The sequence below is a fragment of the uncultured Thalassolituus sp. genome, assembly GCF_950066645.1.
Classification (GTDB): domain Bacteria; phylum Pseudomonadota; class Gammaproteobacteria; order Pseudomonadales; family Oceanobacteraceae; genus Thalassolituus.
Window position 1 is genome coordinate 20230 of sequence record NZ_CATMFB010000002.1, and the last position, 22584, is coordinate 42813.

Sequence of the window (22584 nt, forward strand, 5' to 3'; positions counted from 1 at the left end):
GCCGGGCAATGCCCGGCTCTTCTTAAATGCGTCTTCTTATTCGATCGCAGCGCAGTTTCCCCATTCACAGCGCATCAACAGTAACGGCTTGTCAGCACAGTCGACGTTGTACACTTCATAGGGCCAGGCGCCTTTAATCAGCTTCACGCCCGCTTTGTCACAGTTCATTTTTTCTGCCAGTTTTTCCACGACATACAGTGAACGGCCGTAACGTTTTCCAGTGCTGGTTTCAATCATGCCACGACGCAGATCAAAATCATCCTTGCGCTCAACCGACATTGATTTCAGATCAAGCAGAGTCGACTGCATCTCTTCCGACCCTTCAATATCCCATTTACCTTTGCTGTATTCGCCCAGAACCTTCAGGCAGAGCTTTTCTTTATCAGAGGCACCATCCAGACGCTTAACCACGGTATTTTCGGCGCGTTTCTGCACTTCCCAGGTCATCGCCATGGCCATACGTGCACCGGTCTCAACACGCTCGTCCGTGACCGTCACCATATTGTACGCCAGACCAAAATCTGCCCCTTTTACAAACTCACCATTACGGCGCCACCAGTCTGCACGGGCACTTTCAGCGACATAATTTGCCCGGCCACTGACTTCGCCACATTCACGACGCCACATATTCATCATGGTGTCTGCCTGCAATGCATAAAAAATGGCATCACCTTCCGGTGACAGCTGGGACTGAGCACATCCGGTCATCACCAGAGCGGCAGCCAGAGAAAGAAACAACTTTTTCATTAAACAGACATTCCTTCTGTACTTTCGCGGAGAAACTGATGCGCGGCTTCCTGATCAAAAGGCCAGTCCAGCTCGGCACCACTACGTTCATTTCTTAGTACGGGAATCCGGGTGCCATAAACCTCAACACCGTCGGCGCTGTCTGCAATATCTTCCTGGTAGATGTCGATGTTCAGGCCTTCCGCCCCAGCGACAGTCACAGCTGCGGCCAGATCACACAGGTGACAGCCCTCAGTGCCAAGAAGAACAAAGCTCATAACGCGCTCCCCAAATATCCAGAGTATAGCGTTATGAGCCGTGGGCGACTATCGGTCAAACAAGACGGATCAGAGCAGACGGTTCAGACCATCTGTGAACTGTTTAAGTACCGATACAGGAGATTTGTCGGGATCAAGCTGCGCCAGCATGTCTTTCAGTGTCTGACGGGGCTCCGCAAGTGGATTAGCTTTATCCAGAGCCTTGATATAAGAGTCGGCGTAGTCAGCCAGATAGCTTTTCTTTTCAGACAGCGCTGGTGTCGGCAATTCAGGCTGAGCGGCTCCGTATGCGCGGCTGACTGAGCTGAAGCTACGCTGACGCAGATCCAGGCTCATGGAGGCCAGCTCATTGCCATCAAAGCCGAGGTTCATAGCTTCTTCAAGCGCGGCCCCCAGATCACCAGCAAAAAACTTTTCACTCAGGCTCTGCACATCATCAAACAGTTGGGTCAGTGCTGCCATTTCACCATCATCCAGGTGACCGTCGACTGACATATCCCACTTTTCAGAAAAAGAGGATGCGTTGACACTGAAGCCGCCGGAACTGAACTGCAGGCTGCCCTGACGCTGAGAGAAATCCACTTTGATGCGATCGCCGTCCTGTGTCATCACTTCCAGCGACATACGATTCTTTGTACGTTGAGCAGAGGCACTGAAGACCGGCTGAGGAACGTCAGCTGTCTCTTCCTCTTCAGGGGCTTCTGGGGCCACAAGAATATCGGGGATAGCACCTGCAGCAATCTGATCCAGCCCTTCGTTAACCAGACTTTCTCCGCGATCTATTTCTGCGCCCAGCTCATCGTTCAGAAGCCCCATCCCTTCGAGTGTCTCGCGGGCGTCCGCATACCCGGCCGCAATCCCTTCCCGGGCAGCCGCCAGACGCGAGTCAATCTGCTCCTGTGAGGCGCCGTTAGCACGCATGCTTTCGACGTTCTGATACACGTGCTTGAGAATATTGGTCGCTGTCGCTTCTGCCGATTGGGGCGTACCCAGCGTCACACCGTTCGATGCCGATGGCGCGGTTGCCTCGGCTGTCGCCGGAGCCGGCGTCCCGGCCTGCTGACGCTCCGCCCGGTGATGATGACGACCGTGCGCCGCCTGCGGATAACCCGACTGAATATTGAAGCCCATGGCCAGCCTCCTGTCTGGAGAAGTTTCACAGGTTATCGGCGGGTGCCTGGACTTCTTTACCGGGAATTAACGCTTTATCAGATCAATCAGTAGCAGATGGCACCCTGTTGATAATCGGCAGGAATATCAATGGACCAGGTGATACCACGGGCACGCAGCTCGCTCATCAGGTCTGATTCGCTATGCTGACGGAACATGAGTGTGAGATACGTTCTGGCGGCTGCCATGACGGCCTCATCGGTCAGATCTGCGGCCTCATCCAATGGAAAAATGCCGTGGGAGACCAGGCGGTTACGCCACGCCACCGCATCATCCTGTTTAAGGTCGTGATCAGTGAGAAAGGAAATCAGTGTGCTGTTGAGTTGCATGGTCATCTCCTGTTGTTATCGTCAGAGATAACTACGATGACCCCAATGGCGATCTGGTTCCACCGTCAAATAGAGAAAACAGCCATTCCGTTCAGGACATAATCCTCACGAGCGGCGGCTGTTCCGATACTCAACGGGCGTCTGGTTCGTCCAGCGCTTAAAGGCACGGTAGAAGGTGCTTGGCTCAGAGAACCCCGTCAGGTACACGATTTCATCAATGCTTTCATCGGTTCCGGACAGCAACCGCTTAGCAAGATTGCAGCGATAGTCTGCGAGCAGCTGATTGAAATTGGTACCAGCTTCCGTGAGGCGGGTGCGCAGGGTTCTTGGTTTCATATCCAGGCGTCCGGCAACGTCATCCAGATTCACCTGCCCGGTTTCGAGCACTTCCCCGAATACTTTGTACACGCGGCTTACCACATCCTGGCGTTCCAGCTTGGCCACGTGCTCGCTCGCCAGTTTTTCGTGCAACTGCAGGAGTTCAGGTTCGGCATGCAGCGAGGGAAGGTCGAGCAGGCTGATATCAAAGTGAATACGGTTTTCACCCTGACCAAAACGCACATCACAACCAAATACCCGGCTGTGCTCAGCGGTCGACCCTGGAGCCTCGTGAGAAAAATCGATGGCACTGGGACGGAAAGCATCGTCGGTCACGTACTGAAAGAAACGCACCAGACCCAGCACCATACATTCATTGAGGTGCCTGAGGCCGACAACTTTTTCACTGGCAGACTCCACCAGCACCCAGGCCTGACCATCTTCCACTTCAACACTTGCCTGGGACGCATCGCTGAGCAGGCGCTGATAATTCAGGGCGCGCTTCAGGCCGTCGCCAAACGTCGGGCTGGAGAGGAAGAGATATTGCAGTACCTGTCCCTTATAGACAGGCATGTGTTCGCCAAGGTGAATACCAATATCAGCATCACCGGAGACCTCCTCCATCACGCTCCAGAAAATAACCTGGGCATCATGAGGCGTCCGGATATTCCGGTCCTGCAGCAGCTCTGGCGTGATGCCAAGCCGTTTCCAGACTTCCTCAGCGTTCAGTCCCATGGTCAGCATTGCCTGATGAGCCAGCTGAATCATGATTCCTGAATCGCGCAGTTCCGCCATTCCGCCAGACATAAGTGTTTGATATTCCTCGCGAGTGAGGTGTGGAATTTTGCCAGATACACGGCCGTCTGCAAGCAGTTATTGACCGATCTGACGCTGGTAAGGTCATTCGCCGCCAATGGGTTGAGGTTTGAAGCTCAGGTAGCATTGGCCTGATATGTGTAATAAACGTGATATCTTCAGGACGTTTAGTATGTACCACGCGACCCGTATAGAACTTAAGAAACTCCCGAGCGTAGCCAATCACACGGTGCGTTCAGCATTTTCACGCAACACCAACACCCGTGATCCGCAACTGCCGAACATGGATGCGGTGATCTACAACCACGTGCCCGATAAGGCTAACGTGAAAGCTTACGCTGCTGTCTGCGGTTTTGACAGCAAATCAGAGGTCCTGCCTCTGACTTACCCTCATGTACCGGCCTTTAAGCTGCACATGGAGCTGATGCTGCACCGGACCTTCCCGCTCGGCATCATGGGGATGGTGCATGTCACCAACAAAATCACCCAGCACCGCGCAATCCGGATCGGTGAAGCCATTGATGTCCGCGCTTTTTTTGCCGGCGCCAAGCGTACCCATAAAGGCCTGGAAGTCAGCCTGCGGACAGAAATCCGTATCGGCTGGGAACTGGTCTGGGAAGGTCTGAGCACCTACCTGGCACTTCTGCCAAGCAAAGGCATCGAGAAAGTAGAACCAGAAAAGATTCTGCCGGATGCCATTGACGTTGCAGACACTGAAATCTGGACTCTGCCTTCAAACCTGGGCCTGAAATACGGTCGTACAGCAGGCGATCCAAACCCGATCCACTGGGGTGTTGTGGCGGCAAAAGCCTTTGGTTTCAAACGTCATATCGCTCACGGCATGTGGACTAAAGCGCGCTCAGCCGCTGCCCTCCACAAAAAGCTCGACAGTGACGCTGCTGAAATTTATGTCGAATTTAAGCAGCCGATCTATCTGCCGGCGAAAATCGGCATTCACTCCGCCGCTAAAGACAGCGATAACAACCTGTTCTTTGAAGTGCGCGACAATAAGGGTGAGAAAGTACACCTTAAAGGCTATATCAAAGCGATCTGAGCCTGATAATGAAAAAGCCCCGCAATTGCGGGGCTTTTTTTATTCTGCCGCCTGCTGGCAATAATCCAGCAGCCAGTCTTTCGCTTCTTCCCTTGTGTCGAATCTCGCCACCGGATACACAGGTGCGTGATATGAAAGAAACATCGACGTCAGATGGCGCAGCATAAAAGAATTTCCCACGATCCCGATGGCGCGGGTAACGTTCAGCACCTGAGGATTCGAGGCAAGAATCTGCACTTCAAAATCAACGGTCAGGACATTTTCCGCAAGCATAATAACAGGCATGGACTTACGCCCGGTTATTGCAATGCGCTGATTAAGCAGAAACTTCATTAACGTCGCACTGAGGTGACTGATCCCGCTCAGGTCGTGATAAACAATGCCATCATCGCCCAGCCAGGTATCCGGTTTATCCCCGAGTTCAGTGTCCCGAATTGACATATTGCCTTCAGTTATAAAAACAAACTTTGGTAAAGCTATCGGAAAAAGGTACTAAAAGGAACTCTTTCGACTAATTAATTCCTATTACGCTATTCGTCCGGTAATTGCTCTCCACTACTGTATCTTCCCGGGGACGCTGGTATTATGTTGGCACGTCCTGTCTGCAGACAGTCGGGCCAACAATAACAAGAATGGAAGACAGCAATGCGACTTACCGCTTCAATCTCCGCTATTACCTCACTGCTGATCGCTCAGACTGCCTTTGCTGCCGAAGCCCCTTCTCACGGCGGTTTCATTGGTGTCACTGGTGCACTGGTCACTACCGATGATGTCGATGGCTATAACAGTGCCTTCAAACTCGTTTTCGGACCGAACATCACCGAAAATCTGGCACTGGAATTCGGAGTGATGGATTTTGGCGAAATGAGCTTCGACGACCCGGAGCTGTCTTTTACCGACAACGAAGATAATGCCCCTGTATTCAGTAACGCCGAAAATGGCAGCATAGAAAGCTTCAGCGGCACTGAGACCTCTGGAGGCAACGCTACCTATGTAGGTACTGAAAGCTTCAAAGCTCAGAGCATTCTTCTTAACCTCAGATACAACTACGCGCTGAGCGATAGCCTGGACCTGTTTGTTAAAGGTGGTGCAAACGCCTGGATGGCACAGGTCGAAAAGGTCCGTATTTACGCCGATAACGGTACACAGACATTCACACGCTCTGGCGCTGGCAGCAACGAAACCTCCGGTGTTGAACTGATCACAGGCATCGGGGTGATGTGGCAGCCCATCGGCGGGCTGAATGTACGTGCTGAAATCGAATCTACGTCACTTGACAGTTTTTATGTTGAACCGAGCGAATTCATGCTTTACGCGCTCGGAATTCAGTATGAATTCTGATTGACGTGAATAATTGGCGCATTTTAACCTAAATAGCCATTAACCCTGAGGGAACTAAGGGTTAGTGGCTATTGTCGTATTGGGCGATCCAATACCGTTTTGCTACCTTTGGTAACAGGTGACAAATTTTGTCACCCGGTATAGTATCTTGGTCAGGCAGTTGAGGAAGAGGAGCGGAGCACCTCGGAAACACTGCTGTAATAACAATAATCCCGAAAATCAGACACCAGCGTATGAACATGGAAAAAGGTTACGTCTCAAGCGCCCTGATCAGGCCCGTTATCGAGAATGCAGGCAACAGGACGTTCGAAGAGCTTTCAGAAACAAATGAACTCGTCCAGAGAGTAACGAAGTTGCTGAAGGATCTGGATGGTCGAGTCCCCGTCGAAGATGCAGATGATCTGATCAGCCTGCTGATCAGAGAAACAGGGAACGAAGCCCTGTGCGTGCATCCCCCTTCGAAATTCAACACTCAGGGCAGCTGCCAGCTGAACCACCTGTTCCTCTGCAGTAATACCCTGCGTGAAGCGCTCTACTATATGGAGAAGTTTTCACCCCTGTTGAGTGACATGCTCGAAGTGAATGTCACCCGGACGCGGGAAGGGACCATCAAGGTGAAGCTGCCGGTCTTTGAAAACGCCTTTATGGCGAGTCAGCGTCACCGCACGGAGCTGATCATCAGCACCATCCTGACCTGGATCAGACAACTCTGCGGCACGCGCCAGATTGTTCAGGGAATTAACCTTCCCTACCCCGCGACCCAATATCAGGATCAGCAGGGCGCTATCTGGAATACGCCGACAACGTATAACAGCGGCGAATGCGCAATACTGCTGGCGCCAAGCGCCCTGGATGAAGGTGTCCACAACACCAATCCTCATATCCTCAATATGATCAAGCGGGATGTTGAAGAACAGTATCGCAAACTGGCCCGCTCCGGATCACTTGCTGATCGCATCCGCAAAGCACTGCTGCAGGAAAAAGTCCGCCTGAATGCAAACCAGCAGGAAGTTGCCAGCTATTTCCACATCAGCGCCCGTACGCTGAACCGCCATCTGCACCGGGAAGATACGTCACTGAAACAGATAGTGACGCAGGTGCGCCTGGAAATGGCGAAGCGTATGCTGACAGACTCAGACGATCCGATTGAGCAGATTGCACTGAACATAGGGCTGTCTGGCCGCCGGACTCTGGACCGCATCTTTATTAAAGAAGTGAACCTGTCTCCGGCTCAGTATCGTCAGAAGTTCCGCCACCAGGCGGCTGTAGCCTTCTGAGAAATAACGGGGCTCAGGCGAGCCCCTGCAATCTCATTTTCAGAATCGCCAGAACCGAAAGCGCATCGGTAATCTGCCCCTGCTCTACCATCTGATAGGCCTCCTCAAATGGCAGGCGACGTATTGTCAGCTGCTCGGTATCTTCCATCTCCGTTTCACCTTCCGTTAAACCTTCAGCGACAAAAATAAACCCCTCTTCATCACTGATGCAGTTGCTGAGGTGAAGCTTATGTCCGAGCCGTGTAAGACGTTGCGCAGTCAGACCGGTTTCCTCTTTCAGTTCCCGTAACGCACAGGCTTCAGCACTTTCATGTTTGGGTGCGCCTCCCATCGGCACTTCCCAGTGGTATTCATCTAATGGAAAACGATGCTGCCCCACCAACCAGATATCTTTGTTGTCAGCCAGGGGAACAACGGCAACAGCACGATTATGAAAGCTCACTGTGCCGTATAATCCGGGCTTACCTGCAGGGTTGGTCACATCGTGATGAGTCACCGCTATCCAGGGGTTTTCATACACCAGCGTTTTCTGATTAACGGTCCAGGGACCTTTTTTCTCGCTCATAAATACTCCTGATATATTCCACACCCACCCAGATCAAACCAGCGACGACACCCAGTAAATGCGAGCGGGTTTCTGTTCGCCCACCGATAAAACCTGCATTCGACATATCGTCAAACCAGGGAGACTGCTCCCAGAAAATCTTACCTATCACAATAACAACCACGAGACGACGCACCAGACGACTGTAGAAAGGTGAGTCGGCGATATAAATAACCAGTGCTCCGTGCAGGGCTCCGGACAGACCGACATAAAAATAGAGATCAGGGGCGCCAGCCAGTAAACCTGCACCAGTGAACAGACATAACCACAACCAGAGACAAAAGTGATAGCCCGCACTTCTTCCCGGGCGCGCAACATATGCTGTCAGCGCCAGTGCCGCGAGATTGAGTCCCATATGGGCCAAGGAAAGATGGCTGAAGTGGGCTGTGAGCAGTCGCCAGACCTCACCAGAAAGCAGAGCCTCACGATCATAACGCAGCAGATCAGGACAGAACTGACTGACCAGAAAACTGAGTAACACAAGAAGAGTAACTGCTATCCAGGCAGTATATTGACGCACGCCTTCGCCTCCGGGCTGAAAGCGTCAGTATAGGCGTTTACGTAGCAGGAATACGAGCAGTAAACCCCAGACAAACGCGCCGCCTCCGGAGGTTTTTTTCGACGATGTAGTCGCCGGAGCCCGCTCAACGGCAACTTCACTGGTCGCAATCAACATGCGGGCAGACACGTCAAAATCCACATCACTGAAGGGGGCTTCGCTGCTCAACCGGGCCTGAGTGCGGCCACTGGCAGTGCCTTGTACATCCACCACGAATGGTGCATGACTGCCCGATGGTGTGCTGATCATCTGCATATAGACACGGTCGACCCCGATTTCTGCAGGCGAAGACAACAGCAGTCGGTTCCAGCCGGGTGTAACGCTGAACGTCTGACTCGCCAGACGCTTTTCTCCGGAGTAGCGGCTGAAGCCCTCATAGAACGCCAGTTCGAGGGTGCCGCTACCGTGGGCGAAGAAATCAACGCCATCAATGCTTTTGAGATAAGGGCTGACATCGAGATCGACAACGACCTGGCCGGTGTCTCCGTAGTTCCCCCACGTACCGTTTGGCGGAACATCGTCGTAACCCACAGCCCGACCTTTCAGCGTCACTGAGTTAGCGATGCTGAGACTCGCCTGCCCATTCCCCTGCACGTTACTGAGTACAATCTGTCCGGACGCGAGGCGGATGCTCTGAGCAGAGGTAACCAGGGTGCCACCTGAGACGTTAACCCCACTGCCATCAGAGGTACTGGCCAGACCGATCAGAAGGTCTGAATGCTTACTGCTCAGGGACGCCAGTGGGCCAAAACCAAACCAGTCATCGACTTCGGTGATAAATACGCCGCTGGACGGAATGCCTTTATCGAACCCCGTCTGCTGCCGGTTTTCTATCAGTACACGCTTTCCGTGACGATAAGCATCAATATCCAGACGGATAAAGCCATCAGACTCAGACGCTGCAGAGAGACTGAATGCCCCGCTGGTCTCATCGTAGGCGTGAGAGAAGCCGATAAATTCTTTCGCCCAGGCAACCAGGTGCGCTGGTTTATCACCAGCATGGCCGCCAGCGGAATTCCAGGTTCCATAGCTCATCAGGCCCCAACGTCCGATGCCACTGCCGATACCTATGCTGTCGTACAGGTCCGGCAGGTCTAGTAACAGATGACCGAATTCATGAGCAATAATCCCCGTGGTCGCCAGATGCTGTTCGTGCTGTTCACCAAACATCGCGTACTCACTGAGCCACATGCCGCCCACCTGAGTCGCTGTCACCGCAGACTTGTGCGCCCAGATACGGGGGTGTGTACTGGCGGAGCTGGCGTAGGCCTGTTCGAAACCGGCCACCAGCACAACAATGCCCAGCTCGGATGGGTCGAGCCAGAGATCGCCGTTGCGGTCATAGGCGCTGAGATTCACGTAATCAGCCAGGGGGGCAATCGCGTTTTTCACCAGCTGCATGCTGGCACTGCCATAGCTACTGCCGAAGTCCGGATGGTTGGAGCTGAGTGTTATCGATACGATTCCATCATTGCGCGTACCTGAGGTTTCGGCTGCCGCGGATATTCTGAACTGTCCATACGAGTTTTCGCGAAAGAACGCCGAGACGCTGTCTGAACCGGTAAATATCCTCGACGCGATTTCGGCGTCAGAGTACTCAAACTCCTGATCAGCAAAGGCCACACGTACGATCAGGATAGGCTGGTCATAGCTTCCGCCCCCGTAGCGATACGGAACCCGCAGCGGAGCAACAGACTGTGTCGTTGCAGAAGCGTAATCATCCCCTACCGGGACCACCACAATTTCATCATCAGGCGGCTCAGTGCCACGGGCCTGGCCAAAGACTTCGTCAGTACGTTGCGGCAGCCCGCCGTCATCACTTTCGGCGATATAGTAGGTGCGCCCTTCTTCGATCAGCAGTCGGCCGTCTTCAAGCGCAAGATAAGGGTGCGAACGTGAGCCCAGCAGGTGCACGCGATGAACCGAGCCATCATTCAGCTGCAGATTGGCGTATTCGATCGCCGGGGGTGTCATTGCCAGAGCGGGTACGCTCAGTAACAGTAAGAAGAATAGTCGCAGCATGGGCCCGTGCTGGTAAGAGCATTTTCTTCACTCTAGACCAGACCCGCCCGGGTTACGGTTTACTGTAACAACTTCCTACAAATCAGCCACAATCGGCTACAGATCAGAGCATGGTACGCTCTGCAGGCGCTTCCAGAACGGAAAAACGATTATTGATGAACTCGAGGATCTCATCTGGGCTGTAAACCCAGGACTCTCCTTCACTGCCGTCCACGCGAAGGCAGGGAACACGGCTCTCGCCACCACCGTTCACCAGCTCATTGCGGTATGCGTTCACCCGTTGAACGTCTTTCTGCACAACATGCAGCCCAAAGCGTTCGCAGTAACGTTTAATCGAGATTGAAGATGGGCATTCCGGACAGAAATAGAGGTGCATTCTGCGGGATTCGCGGTCGAGCAGGAGCTGCTCTTCGGGTGTTCTTTCCAGTGGTTTAACCGGCATGATGCGGTCAACAAAACTGAGTGTTTTACCTTTCAGATGTCTCGTCAGGCTCATCACATCGACTTCATTGGCTGGGAAAGCGCGCATTGTATTCTCCCGGGTATAAATATCCAGCCCTCGGGAGAGGATTTTTCTGAAATTTAATTCACCAGCTCAGCCGGGCTGATTAATTATGACTATGCCAATCATGACAACCAGCATAGTCACAACCATCAGCCAGCGGCTGCGCTGGCAGAAGCGGCAATCTTTTCCATTGCGCTTCTTTGCAACCATCAGTCGATCACCTTGTTACGGGAGAAGGAAGGCAGGCTGGTCCAGCTTTCCCAATGCATCCAGACCGCTACGGCTTTCCCGACGATGTTCTCTTCCGGCACAAAGCCCCACATACGGCTGTCTCCGCTGTTGCCCCGGTTATCACCCATCATAAAGTAACTGCCTTCGGGGACGTCCCATTCACCTTCAGGACCACCGAACAGACGCGCCTCACCCGGGGCGCCACCGCGTGCAACCAACCACTTCACAACCGGTTCCGCGTTGTCGTGTGTCTCGCGGCCTTCAAAATACGTCGGATTATAAGAAGGTACGCCACCTAAGGCCTCAACCGGGATTTCTTCGCCATTGACGGTAAGTCTGAGGTTACGGTACTCCACGTGATCCCCCGGCAGGCCAATCACCCGCTTGATAAAGTAGCGGTTATCCCCCGGTGGGAAGAACACCATCACGTCACCCCGCTCCGGCTCGCCCAGAGGCACCAGAGTGGCCCCACTGCCTGGCATTCTCAGCCCGTAGGAGAACTTGCTGACAAGAATAAAATCGCCCGTTATCAGGCCGGGTTCCATAGACCCGGAAGGGATCTGAAAAGGTTCTGCCAGAAATGAACGCAGAACAAATACCAGTGCCAGTACAGGGAAGAAAGATTTGGAGGTTTCTATGATATACGGCTCGCGCTCGGCGTCTTTCAGAGCCTCATCATCAGCACCGGCGCTGATCAGAGCCTCGGCGGCTGCCTGGCGCTTCTTGCGGAAGAACACAAAGTCCGCGAGGGAGATAATGCCGGTGACCGCAGTCGCCCACATCAGAATCAGGGGTAAATCTAGTTCCATAAAACTGTCACATTCCTGCTGCACGCTTGAGTGTCAGGCATTCTAACTGGCGCCGGGGGTGATAGCCACCAGCACCGGCCATGCGGAGCAAAATGATGACAAGAGTCCGGACCCGGGACGGAATAGAGCTGGCGTACGAATCGATCGGAAATCCTCAGGACCCGCCGCTGATTCTGATTATGGGACTGGGTGCACAGATGCATGTCTGGCCCGATTCCCTGTGCCGTAACATCGCCGCTAAAGGGTTTCGTGTGATCCGCTTTGACAATCGCGACTCAGGCGAATCCACCGCCCTCGAAGAACACGGAAATCCCAGTATTATCCGTGTCTGGCTGGGTACCCGACTGGCGAAAAAGAAACCCGCCGTACCCTACACACTCAAAGATATGGCACGCGATGTGATTGCCCTGATGGACACTCTGGAGCTGGACAGCGCGCATGTTGCCGGCGCCTCAATGGGCGGCATGATTGCTCAGATTCTGGCGGCGAAGCACAGGCGCCGCATCCGCAGTCTGACTTCGATCATGTCATCCGCCACCGCCCCGAGACTGCCCGTCAGTCAGTTGCAGATGCTGCTGCATCTCGCCCGTCGTCCCGGCTCACGTAATCGCGACGCTCATATTGAGTACATTACCCGGATGAACCGTATGATCGGCAGTCCGGGCTATCCGATGAAAGACGACGAACTGCAGCGCCTGGCAGAAACCTCCTGGGAACGTACCGCCAGTCCTCTCGGCTTTAAGCGTCAGCTCGCGGCCATCACCCACGCCGGGGACCGACGGCGACTGCTGCAGAAAATCAAAGCGCGTACTCTGGTTATTCACGGCGCAGATGACCCTCTGGTACCGGTCACCATGGGCATTGAAACTGCCGCACTGATACGACGCTCAAAGCTTAAAATTATCTTTGGGATGGGCCACGATTTTCCCGAGGCTCTGGTGCCCCGACTGACCCGGCTGATGGTCAGACACCTGAAGAAATCAGAGAAAAAGTGGCAGGCCAGACAATTGCGGAAATCGCTGCGTCGCCTGCCTGAGGATGATCGCAGCGCCGCTAACGATCATGCATCCTCGCTCGACTGGCTTAATCAGGCTGATAACCACTGAACTGCCGCGCCATATCTGCGGCAAAGTTATCTGTCATACCTGAAATAAAATCGAGTGCGCGCATGTAGGCCTCATACAGTGACCAGTGCGGCTGAGGGGCCGAACGTCCCATAAGATCAAGGATACGGCGGTTGCGGAAGGTGGCCTGTCCGTCTGTGACGCATTCGTGCACAGCGCTGAGAAAGTTGTCCAGCAGAACACTGAGAGTGCCATAGGAGCCCACCTCAATCGCAAGCTTCCGACTGTCGTTAAAAATACGTTCTCTGGCCATGCGTTTTGCGCCGGCCACTAACTCACGGACGGTGGCCGGGCAATGATCTATGATGCTGCCCTGCAGGCGTCCTTCAAGCAGCGCATCCTGTTCCCGGATAAACGCTTTTGCGACGGCACTGACCATCGCTTCCATCGCCTGCCCTCGCAGGATCTGTAACCGGCGGCGGTCGTTGTCGGCCTTATCCAGGTCTTCACTGATCTGTTCCCAGCGCTCTTCAAGCAGAGGCTCCAGCAGATCTTCTACCTCGGTGTAACGCAGCAACCCAAGCTCGATGCCATCCTCAAGATCAATCAGGCCGTAACAGATGTCATCTGCCGCTTCGAGCAGATACACGAGTGGATGACGGCACCAGCTGTTGGGTCCGGTGCGCAGCAGGCCCAGAGTTTCGGCGACCTCTTCAAGGATTGGCAGTTCGGTGGCGAAACAGCCGAATTTTTTCTGTTCGCCACGGGTGACATAGTCCACCGTCCAGGGGTACTTAAGAAATGCGCCCAGTGTGCCGTACGTCAGCCTCATCCCGCCTTCAAACCTGTGATACTCCACCTGAGTCACGATCCGGAAGCCCTGCGCATTCCCCTCGAATGTCTGGAGGTCGTGTCGTTCTGCGGCGGTCAGCCCTTCCAGGAAGTGCGCGTTCTCTGCAGAGACAAAGAAATGGCGGATTGCATCTTCACCAGTATGACCGTAAGGAGGATTGCCGATGTCGTGTGCCAGGCAGGCTGCCTGCACCATCGCTCCGATGTCGCTGGGGTCAACATGGGCCGGCAGACTGCGTCCCAGCATTTCGCCCACCCGGATACCTAACGAGCGTCCGACGCACCCTACCTCAAGACTGTGGGTCAGGCGGGTGTGCACATGATCATTTTCTGACAGCGGATGAACCTGCGTTTTCCGGTCGAGACGACGGAATGCCGAGGAAAATATGATCCGGTCGTAATCTTTGTGAAAGGGAGTCCGGCCACTTTCCAGCGCCAGATTTCCCTGCAGTTCCCCAAACCTCACCGGAGAGAAAAGACGTTCCCACTGCATCCTCTGCGACATCATTACGCCCCTGTTGTGTCTCTCTGAAAATATGCCGGGCATTATAGTCTGCTGACGCTCGACTGTCCCGGCCGGACCTTGCACTCGGATAAGTCTGAATTAGGATTTACGCAGTCTTACGAGGTTTTTCTTAATGCTGGAACGATATCTCAGTTTTATTCAACGCCATCCAATCCTGATTCTGGTCCTGACGGCGGTGGCTCTGTTCACCAGTGCCGCAGGCACCCTGAACCTGACATTTACCAGTGACTTCCGTAAATACTTCAGTGATCAGAATCCTCAACTGAATGCCTTTGAGGCGATGGAAACCCGTTTTTCCCGCCAGGATAATCTGTATTTTCTGGTCACTGCTCCCGAAGACAGTCTGTTTACTCCGGTTGGCCTGACGCTGACCGAACGGCTGACACAGGAAGGATGGACGCTTCCTTATGTGCAGCGGGTTGATTCGCTGCAGAATTATCAGTACACCCAGGTCGACGGTGATGAACTGCTGATCGATGATTTTTTCCGTAGCGGGGAGTTACCCGACGATCTCTCAGAATTACAGAACACGGCGCTTGCAGACGCCGATATCCTGCTGAAACTCTTGTCACCCGATGCCCGGGTCACGGGCATAAACCTGATGCTGAACCTGCCCGGCGAAAACAGCTCAGAAGCCTCCAAAGAGGCCGTGGCGGCGGCCCGTGCCCTGCTCGACCGTATCAGGCCGGATTACCCCGACTACCTGATCGAACTGGGTGGATCAGCCACCTCCAATGTCACCATGGGTGAAGCCATCCAGCAGGACATCGAGTCTCTGCTGATGCTCTCCTACCTGGTGATGCTGATCATTATGCTGGTGTTGTTGCGGACAATTTCCGGGGTCGTTCTGATCAGTGCGCTGATCGGCATGTCAGTGCTGATCACAATGGGGATATTCGGCTGGGCGGGGTACACCCTGACGCCACCGACCGGGTTTGTGCCAACGGCCATTATGACCATCGCCGTCGCCGATACGATTCATATCCTGGTCACCTATTACTTTCACCTGCGTCAGGGCGATTCGCGGGAAGCATCATTGCGCGCGAGCATGAAGCTCAATTTTTCGCCGGTTTTTATCACCAGCATTACCACTATGGTCGGTGTTCTGGCGCTCAACACCAGTGACTCACCACCGTACCGCGATATGGGCAACATGATCGCCCTGGGGGTGATGGTGGCGTGGGCACTGACAATCACCTTTCTGCCAGCGATTCTGCAGTTACTGCCCGCCCCGGCTCAACATCGGGATAAAGGCACACACCGCTGGCCTGACCGGCTTGCAGATACCGTCATCCGTCACCACAAGCCAATGTTCATTGCCATGCTGCTGGTCGTAGCCGGCTGCGCTTCCCTCGCTCCCCGTAATGACATTACCGAAAGCTGGCACGAATTTTTTGATGAGAGTTTCGAAGTTCGCCGCACCGTTGATCACATTGAAGAATCCCTCCAGGGTCTGCACGTACTCTACTTTGTCGCGGACAGTGGCAAAGCAGATGGCATTAACGAGCCCGCGTATCTGCAGCAGCTGGACGATTTCGCTGAATGGCTGCGGAGTCAGCCCGAAGTCGTTCATGTGAGTGCCCTGTCCGACACGCTGAAACGTCTCAATCAGGATCTGCATGGCGATGACCCTCAGTGGTACCGCATTCCTGCCACCGCAGATGCCGCCGCCCAGTACCTGCTCCTGTACGAACTGTCTCTGCCACTCGGCCTGGGGCTGGACACCACCATGACCAGCGACCGCAGTGCCACGCGTCTGTCGGCCAGCCTGCATCGTACGGATTCAGCCACAATTCTGGCACTCGAACGCAAGGCGACCGACTGGGCAGCCACCCATGCACCGCTGCTGATGATTAACGAGACGACAGGCCTTGATGTGGTGTTTGCGAACCTGACGCACAGAAACGTCGTCGCAATGATGGAAGGCACAGGGACGGCACTGATTATTATCTCTCTGCTGATGATCGCCGCGCTGCGCTCCTGGCGGATGGGCCTGATCAGTATGGTCCCCAACGTTCTTCCGGCACTGATGGCCTACGGACTCTGGGGCGTCCTGTACGGGCATATTGATACCGCAACGTCGGTGGTCGCCTGCCTGTCTCTGGGAATTGTGGTAGACGATACCGTGCACTTTCTCAGCAAATACAACTATGCCCGCCTGACTCTGCGGAAATCTGTCGAAGATGCCATCCGTTACGCATTTCACACTGTGGGCGTGGCCCTGATGATTACCTCCGCCATTCTGGTCGGAGGTTTCACCGTGATGGAATTCTCGCATTTCAACCCGAGTCGCGCGATGGGACTGCTGCTGGCACTGACGATTGCCGTGGCTCTGGTGATCGACTTCCTGCTGCTTCCGCCGCTACTGATGCTGACTGACCGCCGCAACTTGTCCACTGAGCAGACCGCTGTCACCGATACCGTCGAAGATAAACTGAACCGCCAGCGCACAGAGTAATACACCCATCACCCGCATAATCACCTGCATGCCGGTAACACCGAGCAGGCGGGTGATCGGGGTTGCCGCCAACAGGCAGACGAGCGTGAGCAGCATAATCAGCAACACGCACGCCACAACGGTCAGCTGACCTCCAAGGCCTGACGCATGGGCCATCATCAGCATCACCGCCCCCATGCTCCCCGGTCCGGCAATCAAAGGCAGCGCCATGGGAAAAACAGACACGTCATGGCGCTCCAGCGCTTCTTCATCTTCCTGCTCTGTGGTGCTGCTGGCTCCGGAAGAACGGGCAAATACCATCTCAATACCAATCAGGAGAAGAATAATCCCCCCTGCGGTGCGCAGTGATGCCAGAGAAATTCCCAGCGTGTTAAGGAGGGCTTCTCCCAGAAATGCGAACAGGAGTAAGACTATGGTCGCAATCACGACTGCACGTACGGCTGTCCGCTTTCTTTCCTTTGCCGACATGCCATTCGTGAGCGCCGCAAAGATCGCAGAGATATCGATCGGACTGACCGTCGCAAAGAGCGTAGCCAGCGTCACTGCTGCGATTTCACCCATTTTTCACTCCTTCAGAAATTACGATTCTGACGAAGCCTAACACCCAAAGCCGGTCATCTCCACGACTGCGTCCCAGCCCGTACTGCACCGTCGGTAATACCAAGGTCTAGCTGTTATCAGCAGCTTCAGTACTGCTAGTTTGGAATGGTACTTATAAAAAATGAGGAGAGGACTATGGCTTTCCGGTCTGATGAAGATAAAAAAGCCTACTGGCGCAAAAACCTGAACCTGATGTTTGTACTGCTTGTGATCTGGGCAGTCGTTTCATACGGATTCGGGATTCTGTTACGTCCCGTACTGGATGCAATTCCGGTGGGTGGCGTTGGCCTGGGCTTCTGGTTTGCACAACAGGGATCCATCTATGCGTTCCTGATCATTGTGTTTGTCTACGCAAAAAAAATGCGTGAACTCGACCGTGAGTTCGGCGTTGACGACGACGAATAAGAGAGGAGCGCATTATGGATCTGCAGACATTAACCTATATCGTAGTCGGCCTGACTTTCAGCCTCTACATCGGTATCGCCATCTGGGCCCGTGCAGGCACAACCGGTGAATACTACGCTGCCGGACGCGGGGTTCACCCTGTCGCGAACGGTATGGCCACCGCTGCTGACTGGATGTCCGCTGCATCATTTATCTCAATGGCTGGCCTGATTGCCTTCCAGGGATACGATGCATCCATCTTCCTGATGGGCTGGACTGGTGGTTATGTATTGCTGGCACTCTGCCTTGCGCCGTATCTGCGCAAGTTCGGTAAATTTACCGTGCCAGATTTTATCGGCGACCGTTTCTATTCGAGCACAGCCCGTATCGTGGCCGTGATCTGTCTGATTGTTGCCTCTCTGACCTACGTAATCGGCCAGATGAAGGGGATCGGGGTCGCTTTCTCCCGCTTTCTTGACGTTGAATACGCAACCGGCCTGTACGCAGGCATGGCAATCGTATTCTTCTACGCCGTACTGGGTGGTATGAAAGGCGTTACCTACACTCAGATTGCGCAATACTGCGTACTGATTTTCGCCTACACAGTGCCTGCCGTATTTATTTCACTGAACCTGACGGGCAATCCGCTGCCGCAGCTGGGTCTTCTGAGTGATACCGCAGACGGCACTCCCCTGCTGCTGAAACTGGATCAGACCCTGGTCGATCTTGGTTTTGCCGAGTACACAGCGCAGAAAGGCGGCACTTTTAATATGATGATGTATACCCTGTCATTGATGCTGGGTACTGCGGGTCTGCCGCACGTTATCATCCGTTTCTTCACTGTACCTAAAGTAAGTGATGCCCGTACGTCTGCGGGTTGGGCACTGCTGTTCATCGCGATTCTGTATACCACTGCGCCTGCAGTAGGTTCTATGGCTCGTCTGAACCTGACCAACACTATTCAGCACGGCGAAGTGGGCTCCCCTGAGGGTAACCTGGTGTACGCAGAGCGTCCCGACTGGTTCAAAAACTGGGAAAACACTGGCCTGCTGCAGTTTGAAGACAAAAACGGGGATGGTCGTATCCAGTACTACAACGACAAGAACCCTGAGTTTGCTGCGAAAGCTGAAAGCGAATATGGCTGGAAAGGCAATGAAATGGTGAAAGTCGACCGCGACATCATGGTTCTGGCGAACCCTGAAATTGCCAAACTGCCAAACTGGGTGATTGCCCTCGTTGCTGCCGGTGGTCTGGCTGCTGCACTGTCTACCGCTGCAGGCCTGTTGCTGGCGATCTCAACTGCGATTTCCCACGACCTGCTGAAGCGCACCTTTATGCCGGACATCAGTGAGAAAAACGAACTGATGGCAGCACGTGTTGCTATGGCTGGCGCGATTCTGGTGGCGGGTTATCTGGGCCTGAATCCGCCAGGGTTTGCTGCTCAGGTGGTCGCACTGGCATTTGGTCTTGCCGCATCGTCCATCTTCCCGGTACTGATGATGGGTATTTTCTCCACGCGGATAAACAAAGCCGGTGCCATTGCGGGCATGCTGGTGGGTCTCCTGAGTACGCTGCTGTATATCTTCAGCTACAAAGGCTTCCTGTTTATTCCTGGCACTGAACTGCTGGCAAACACCCCGGATAACTGGTTCCTGGGCATCGCTCCGGAAGCCTTTGGTGCACTCGGCGCACTGCTTAACTTCGTGGTGGCCTTCGCGGTGTCCAGCGTGACAGCCCCTGTGCCGGATGATATCCGCCAGATGGTGGAAGACATCCGCGTACCCAAAGGTGCCGGTGGAGCACAGGATCACTGATCCTTCACCGCCTTAACTTCAGCCCCGGTCTTTACCGGGGCTTTTTTATGTGCGGATAAATCTCAGAGAGACTGAATAAAGTCGTTAATCGGTGCGAGACTGCTGCCTTTAAAAAACAGCACAGGAGACAGGGTTCCGATCAATGTGGAGTGGTTAGTCCCCTGAATTTCTTCCAGCCGGACGGTCGCTTTCTGCTGCGACAGCCTGTCAGCTAACGCCCTCGAATTTCTGTCAGGGTTAACCAGATCATCATCCTCCGGGACCAGCAACAACGAAGGAACTACAGCCTGATCTGCAAAATCAATCGGGTTCGAATCCGCTGGGTAATCCGGATGGAAAAATACCGGCTTCACGTCTTCGACAGAGATGGGGTACAGGTCATATGGGCCCGCCAGCCCGACCCAACCGTTAATCGTCGACTCCCGCTCCAGTGATTCGTTTTTTAACCATCGCGGGTCCAATGCCATCATCGCCGCATTATAAGCGCCAGCACTGTGCCCCATCAGCGTGATCCGGGCGGATGGATTAAATGCACTCAGCATGTCGCTGTGAATCAGTTCACTGACCTTTTTAACGGCTTTTGCGCTGTCATATAAAAAGTCCGGATAACGTACATCCGGGTACAGACGGTAATCCGCCACCGCGACGATATAGCCTTCGTCTGCCAGACGACGTCCGACAAAACGGTATTCTGCACGACTGCCTGAATTCCAGCTGCCGCCATAAAAGAAAAGTATGACCTGGGTGTGTCCCGCGCCAGAAGTGCGCGGCAGATACAGATCGAGGGTCTGGCGATCAAGTTCACCGTAAGCGATGTCACGTCGCTCATCGACCTGGTACACATTAGAAACAGCGTTGACCAACCCGAGAGGGCTACAGGCACTGATCAGAGAGGCTACCGGTAACCAGACAAGTTTTCGGAACATAGGGAGACCTGTAGGCCGGGAGCCCGGACGGGCACCCGGAGTGATCAATCAGAGTGCGTTGAGCGCAGCCTCATAATCTGGTTCGTCGGCAGTTTCCGCCACCTGTTCGGTGTGCAGGACTTTGCCATCAGTATCGAGAACCACGACCGAGCGGGACAACAGACCTTTCAGAGGACCATCAGCAAAGGTCACACCGAAATCTTCACCGAAGCCGGAACGGAACACAGAGCCCACTTTCACGTTATCGAGACCTTCTGCACCGCAGAAACGTGCCATCGCAAACGGCAGATCCGCCGATACACAGATAACGACGACGTTATCCAGTGATGCGGCTTTTTCGTTGAATTTACGGACTGAGGTGGCGCAGGTCGGAGTGTCCACCGAAGGGAAAATATTCAGTACTACGCGCTTACCTGCTACGTCAGCGCTGGTCAGATCACCCAGATCTGCACCTGTCAGGGTAAACGCTGGTGCCGCAGAACCCACCGCCGGCAGATCGCCACATGTGGTAAATGGATTGCCTTTTAACGTTACAGTAGCCATAAAATCACCTCAGATAAAAACGTCTGGCTACTATGCCTTCTGATCTCCGCGATAGCAATCAACCGCGGAGATCAGAGTGGGCAAATCAGCGGTGAATAATCTCTGGCCGCATGGGGGCGAGGCGTTTTATCAGACGATTCTGAACGGGGTACGCCACCCCCGCCTGGTTCATAGCATTCTGCAGTAATTCAACCACCCGGTTAAACTCTCCCGTAGTAATCTGCATGCCCGCATGCACGTCTTCCATGCTGTCGCCGGTGTATTCACAGGGTCCATCACTGACCATACATAGCTGCTCTTCAAGCTTCTCGCGCAGACGCTTAATGTCGGTCTGCGCAAAAAATTTCACTATATTCTGGTCGTAAGAAATTTCGTTGATAAATCCGTCAACGACGACGGCGATGCCCTCTTTACCGCCTAAATCGTCGTACAGGGTTGTCGCCATAGCGGGGCCAGCCCCCAGCAGGCAGGCACTGACCAGTAAAGTACGGGTAACCTTCTTCATTCTGCTCTCTCCTTATCTGAAATAAGCGGTGAGTGAAGCATAGAGACCATTCTGATCTTCCGAGCCGGCGACACTTCCGAGGTCAGCGTAGGCAAAGGTCAGGTTGACCTGTTTATTCGGAAACCAGGCGATAAATACATCGGCATAGCCATCTTCTGAAAATGCCGACAGGTTATCGGGCTTACTGCGGTATTCCGCCCCCACAGCCACCCCTTCCCGGAGCAGAACCAGCGCCGATACTTCCGGCATCAGTTCGTAACTGTTGTTGTCGTCTCCGCCATAACCAAGAAGCCCCATCTGATTAGCCTTGGTGGCCCGCAGAGTGGCGTTCCAGAGCAGGTGATAGCCACCCAATGCCGCCAGGTGCACTTTGGTCGCAGAAACGTAGATATCGACACCAGAGGAATCATTCTCAGCTCCCACCAGCGAGGCGATGTCACCGTCAAGCAGGCGCTTATACTGGATTCCCGCCGCAACCTGAGGCGCTGCATCGTAAATAAGATCACCCAGCACGCGGACTTTGGCGCCATAGATTTCCTGGCGGATATCTCCGGCCAGACCCTTTATTTCGAACCTCTGCTGGGCAGCAGAGATTTCAAAACGGTTGTCCCGGCTATAGCTGGCACCGTCGACAGTCAGGCGGTAGTCCTGCACGTCGGTGACTGTATGAAACACCCCGGCAGACCATTCGCCTTCATCGGCATAACCACTCATTACCGCCCAGGGAACCAGTCCGCCACCCGCGGAGCCTTCCACCTGAGTAACGCCCGATGTCGCCAGCAGGCGGCTGTCCGCGAGCGCAGGCAAAGACACGAGCCCTGCGACGACAGCTGGTAATACTGTCTTTTTCTTCCAGTTCAGATACGTTGCCAT

Annotated in this window: 24 protein-coding genes; 7 read left to right on the forward strand and 17 right to left on the reverse strand. The window is 54.1% G+C overall.

Annotated features, from left to right (window positions below; translation table 11 throughout):
* Positions 1–36 precede the first annotated feature (36 nt).
* From Q1L85_RS01885 to Q1L85_RS01905, 5 genes are all read right to left on the reverse strand, one after another.
* Complete coding sequence (locus Q1L85_RS01885) at positions 37–747, reverse strand: hypothetical protein (RefSeq protein WP_300427122.1); 711 nt, start codon at positions 745–747, stop codon at positions 37–39.
* The gene (locus tag Q1L85_RS01890) at positions 747–1004 is read right to left on the reverse strand and encodes a glutaredoxin family protein (RefSeq protein WP_300427123.1); all 258 of its coding nucleotides are present in this window, start codon (positions 1002–1004) and stop codon (positions 747–749) included. The genes Q1L85_RS01885 and Q1L85_RS01890 overlap by 1 nt, the downstream gene beginning before the upstream one ends.
* Before the next feature lie 69 nt (positions 1005–1073).
* On the reverse strand, positions 1074–2135 hold the full coding sequence (locus Q1L85_RS01895; RefSeq protein WP_300427125.1) for a DUF5610 domain-containing protein: 1062 nt from the start codon (positions 2133–2135) through the stop codon (positions 1074–1076).
* Between the two features lie 86 nt (positions 2136–2221).
* Positions 2222–2503 carry a hypothetical protein gene (locus tag Q1L85_RS01900; RefSeq protein WP_300427126.1) on the reverse strand — a complete coding sequence of 94 codons (282 nt, stop codon included), beginning with the start codon at positions 2501–2503 and terminating at the stop codon, positions 2222–2224.
* Positions 2504–2608: 105 nt separating this feature from the next.
* Complete coding sequence (locus Q1L85_RS01905) at positions 2609–3628, reverse strand: AraC family transcriptional regulator (protein ID WP_300427127.1); 1020 nt, start codon at positions 3626–3628, stop codon at positions 2609–2611.
* Between the two features lie 181 nt (positions 3629–3809).
* Between Q1L85_RS01905 and Q1L85_RS01910 the strand changes: the two genes are divergently transcribed.
* The gene (locus Q1L85_RS01910) at positions 3810–4691 is read left to right on the forward strand and encodes a MaoC/PaaZ C-terminal domain-containing protein (protein WP_300427128.1); all 882 of its coding nucleotides are present in this window, start codon (positions 3810–3812) and stop codon (positions 4689–4691) included.
* A 39-nt stretch (positions 4692–4730) separates the two neighbouring features.
* Here Q1L85_RS01910 and Q1L85_RS01915 read toward each other — a convergent pair whose 3' ends face one another.
* Positions 4731–5132 carry a hypothetical protein gene (locus tag Q1L85_RS01915; protein ID WP_300427129.1) on the reverse strand — a complete coding sequence of 134 codons (402 nt, stop codon included), beginning with the start codon at positions 5130–5132 and terminating at the stop codon, positions 4731–4733.
* Positions 5133–5336: 204 nt separating this feature from the next.
* Here Q1L85_RS01915 and Q1L85_RS01920 point away from each other — a divergent pair, with 204 nt between their 5' ends.
* The gene (locus Q1L85_RS01920) at positions 5337–6032 is read left to right on the forward strand and encodes a hypothetical protein (RefSeq protein ID WP_300427130.1); all 696 of its coding nucleotides are present in this window, start codon (positions 5337–5339) and stop codon (positions 6030–6032) included.
* 233 nt (positions 6033–6265) lie between these two features.
* Entirely contained in the window at positions 6266–7309 is a 1044-nt protein-coding gene (locus tag Q1L85_RS01925; RefSeq protein ID WP_300427132.1) for an AraC family transcriptional regulator, read from the forward strand.
* Positions 7310–7322: 13 nt separating this feature from the next.
* Here Q1L85_RS01925 and Q1L85_RS01930 read toward each other — a convergent pair whose 3' ends face one another.
* The 5 genes from Q1L85_RS01930 to lepB form a co-directional block, all read right to left on the reverse strand.
* The gene (locus Q1L85_RS01930) at positions 7323–7874 is read right to left on the reverse strand and encodes an NUDIX hydrolase (RefSeq protein ID WP_300432121.1); all 552 of its coding nucleotides are present in this window, start codon (positions 7872–7874) and stop codon (positions 7323–7325) included.
* The gene (gene rrtA, locus Q1L85_RS01935) at positions 7843–8433 is read right to left on the reverse strand and encodes a rhombosortase (RefSeq protein ID WP_300432123.1); all 591 of its coding nucleotides are present in this window, start codon (positions 8431–8433) and stop codon (positions 7843–7845) included. The genes Q1L85_RS01930 and rrtA overlap by 32 nt, the downstream gene beginning before the upstream one ends.
* A 24-nt stretch (positions 8434–8457) precedes the next feature.
* Entirely contained in the window at positions 8458–10494 is a 2037-nt protein-coding gene (locus Q1L85_RS01940) for a M6 family metalloprotease domain-containing protein (RefSeq protein ID WP_300432125.1), read from the reverse strand.
* A gap of 103 nt (positions 10495–10597) precedes the next feature.
* Entirely contained in the window at positions 10598–11023 is a 426-nt protein-coding gene (locus Q1L85_RS01945; RefSeq protein WP_300428537.1) for a hypothetical protein, read from the reverse strand.
* A 185-nt stretch (positions 11024–11208) separates the two neighbouring features.
* Positions 11209–12039 carry a signal peptidase I gene (gene lepB / locus Q1L85_RS01950; RefSeq protein WP_300428535.1) on the reverse strand — a complete coding sequence of 277 codons (831 nt, stop codon included), beginning with the start codon at positions 12037–12039 and terminating at the stop codon, positions 11209–11211.
* 92 nt (positions 12040–12131) lie between these two features.
* Here lepB and Q1L85_RS01955 point away from each other — a divergent pair, with 92 nt between their 5' ends.
* Positions 12132–13145, forward strand: coding sequence for an alpha/beta hydrolase (locus tag Q1L85_RS01955; RefSeq protein ID WP_300428533.1), 1014 nt, complete (start codon positions 12132–12134; stop codon positions 13143–13145).
* Here the strand turns inward: Q1L85_RS01955 and Q1L85_RS01960 are convergent.
* On the reverse strand, positions 13123–14463 hold the full coding sequence (locus Q1L85_RS01960) for a deoxyguanosinetriphosphate triphosphohydrolase (protein ID WP_373914375.1): 1341 nt from the start codon (positions 14461–14463) through the stop codon (positions 13123–13125). The two genes, Q1L85_RS01955 and Q1L85_RS01960, sit on opposite strands and share 23 nt — an antisense overlap.
* 130 nt (positions 14464–14593) lie before the next feature.
* On the opposite strand from Q1L85_RS01960, the gene Q1L85_RS01965 reads away from it, so the two are divergent.
* Positions 14594–16939: an RND family transporter gene (locus tag Q1L85_RS01965; protein ID WP_300432127.1), complete on the forward strand. Its 2346-nt coding sequence runs from the start codon at positions 14594–14596 to the stop codon at positions 16937–16939.
* On the opposite strand, the gene Q1L85_RS01970 is transcribed toward Q1L85_RS01965, so the two are convergent.
* Positions 16844–17500, reverse strand: a complete 657-nt coding sequence (locus tag Q1L85_RS01970; RefSeq protein ID WP_300432129.1) for a MarC family protein — start codon at positions 17498–17500, stop codon at positions 16844–16846. The two genes, Q1L85_RS01965 and Q1L85_RS01970, sit on opposite strands and share 96 nt — an antisense overlap.
* Positions 17501–17674: 174 nt before the next feature.
* On the opposite strand from Q1L85_RS01970, the gene Q1L85_RS01975 reads away from it, so the two are divergent.
* Both Q1L85_RS01975 and Q1L85_RS01980 read left to right on the forward strand, forming a co-directional pair.
* Positions 17675–17944, forward strand: a complete 270-nt coding sequence (locus tag Q1L85_RS01975) for a DUF4212 domain-containing protein (protein ID WP_300428482.1) — start codon at positions 17675–17677, stop codon at positions 17942–17944.
* 14 nt (positions 17945–17958) lie between these two features.
* A complete protein-coding gene (locus Q1L85_RS01980) occupies positions 17959–19737 on the forward strand; it encodes a sodium:solute symporter family protein (protein ID WP_300428481.1) in 1779 nt (592 codons plus the stop codon).
* A gap of 62 nt (positions 19738–19799) precedes the next feature.
* Here the strand turns inward: Q1L85_RS01980 and Q1L85_RS01985 are convergent, their stop codons facing one another.
* From Q1L85_RS01985 to Q1L85_RS02000, 4 genes are all read right to left on the reverse strand, one after another.
* Positions 19800–20663 (reverse strand): alpha/beta hydrolase, encoded by an 864-nt coding sequence (locus Q1L85_RS01985; RefSeq protein WP_300428478.1) that lies wholly within the window; start codon positions 20661–20663, stop codon positions 19800–19802.
* A 48-nt stretch (positions 20664–20711) separates the two neighbouring features.
* Positions 20712–21206 (reverse strand): thiol peroxidase, encoded by a 495-nt coding sequence (gene tpx / locus Q1L85_RS01990; RefSeq protein ID WP_300432132.1) that lies wholly within the window; start codon positions 21204–21206, stop codon positions 20712–20714.
* An 85-nt stretch (positions 21207–21291) separates the two neighbouring features.
* Entirely contained in the window at positions 21292–21711 is a 420-nt protein-coding gene (locus tag Q1L85_RS01995) for a group 1 truncated hemoglobin (protein ID WP_300427340.1), read from the reverse strand.
* A gap of 12 nt (positions 21712–21723) precedes the next feature.
* Positions 21724–22584 carry a DUF3034 family protein gene (locus tag Q1L85_RS02000; protein ID WP_300427339.1) on the reverse strand — a complete coding sequence of 287 codons (861 nt, stop codon included), beginning with the start codon at positions 22582–22584 and terminating at the stop codon, positions 21724–21726.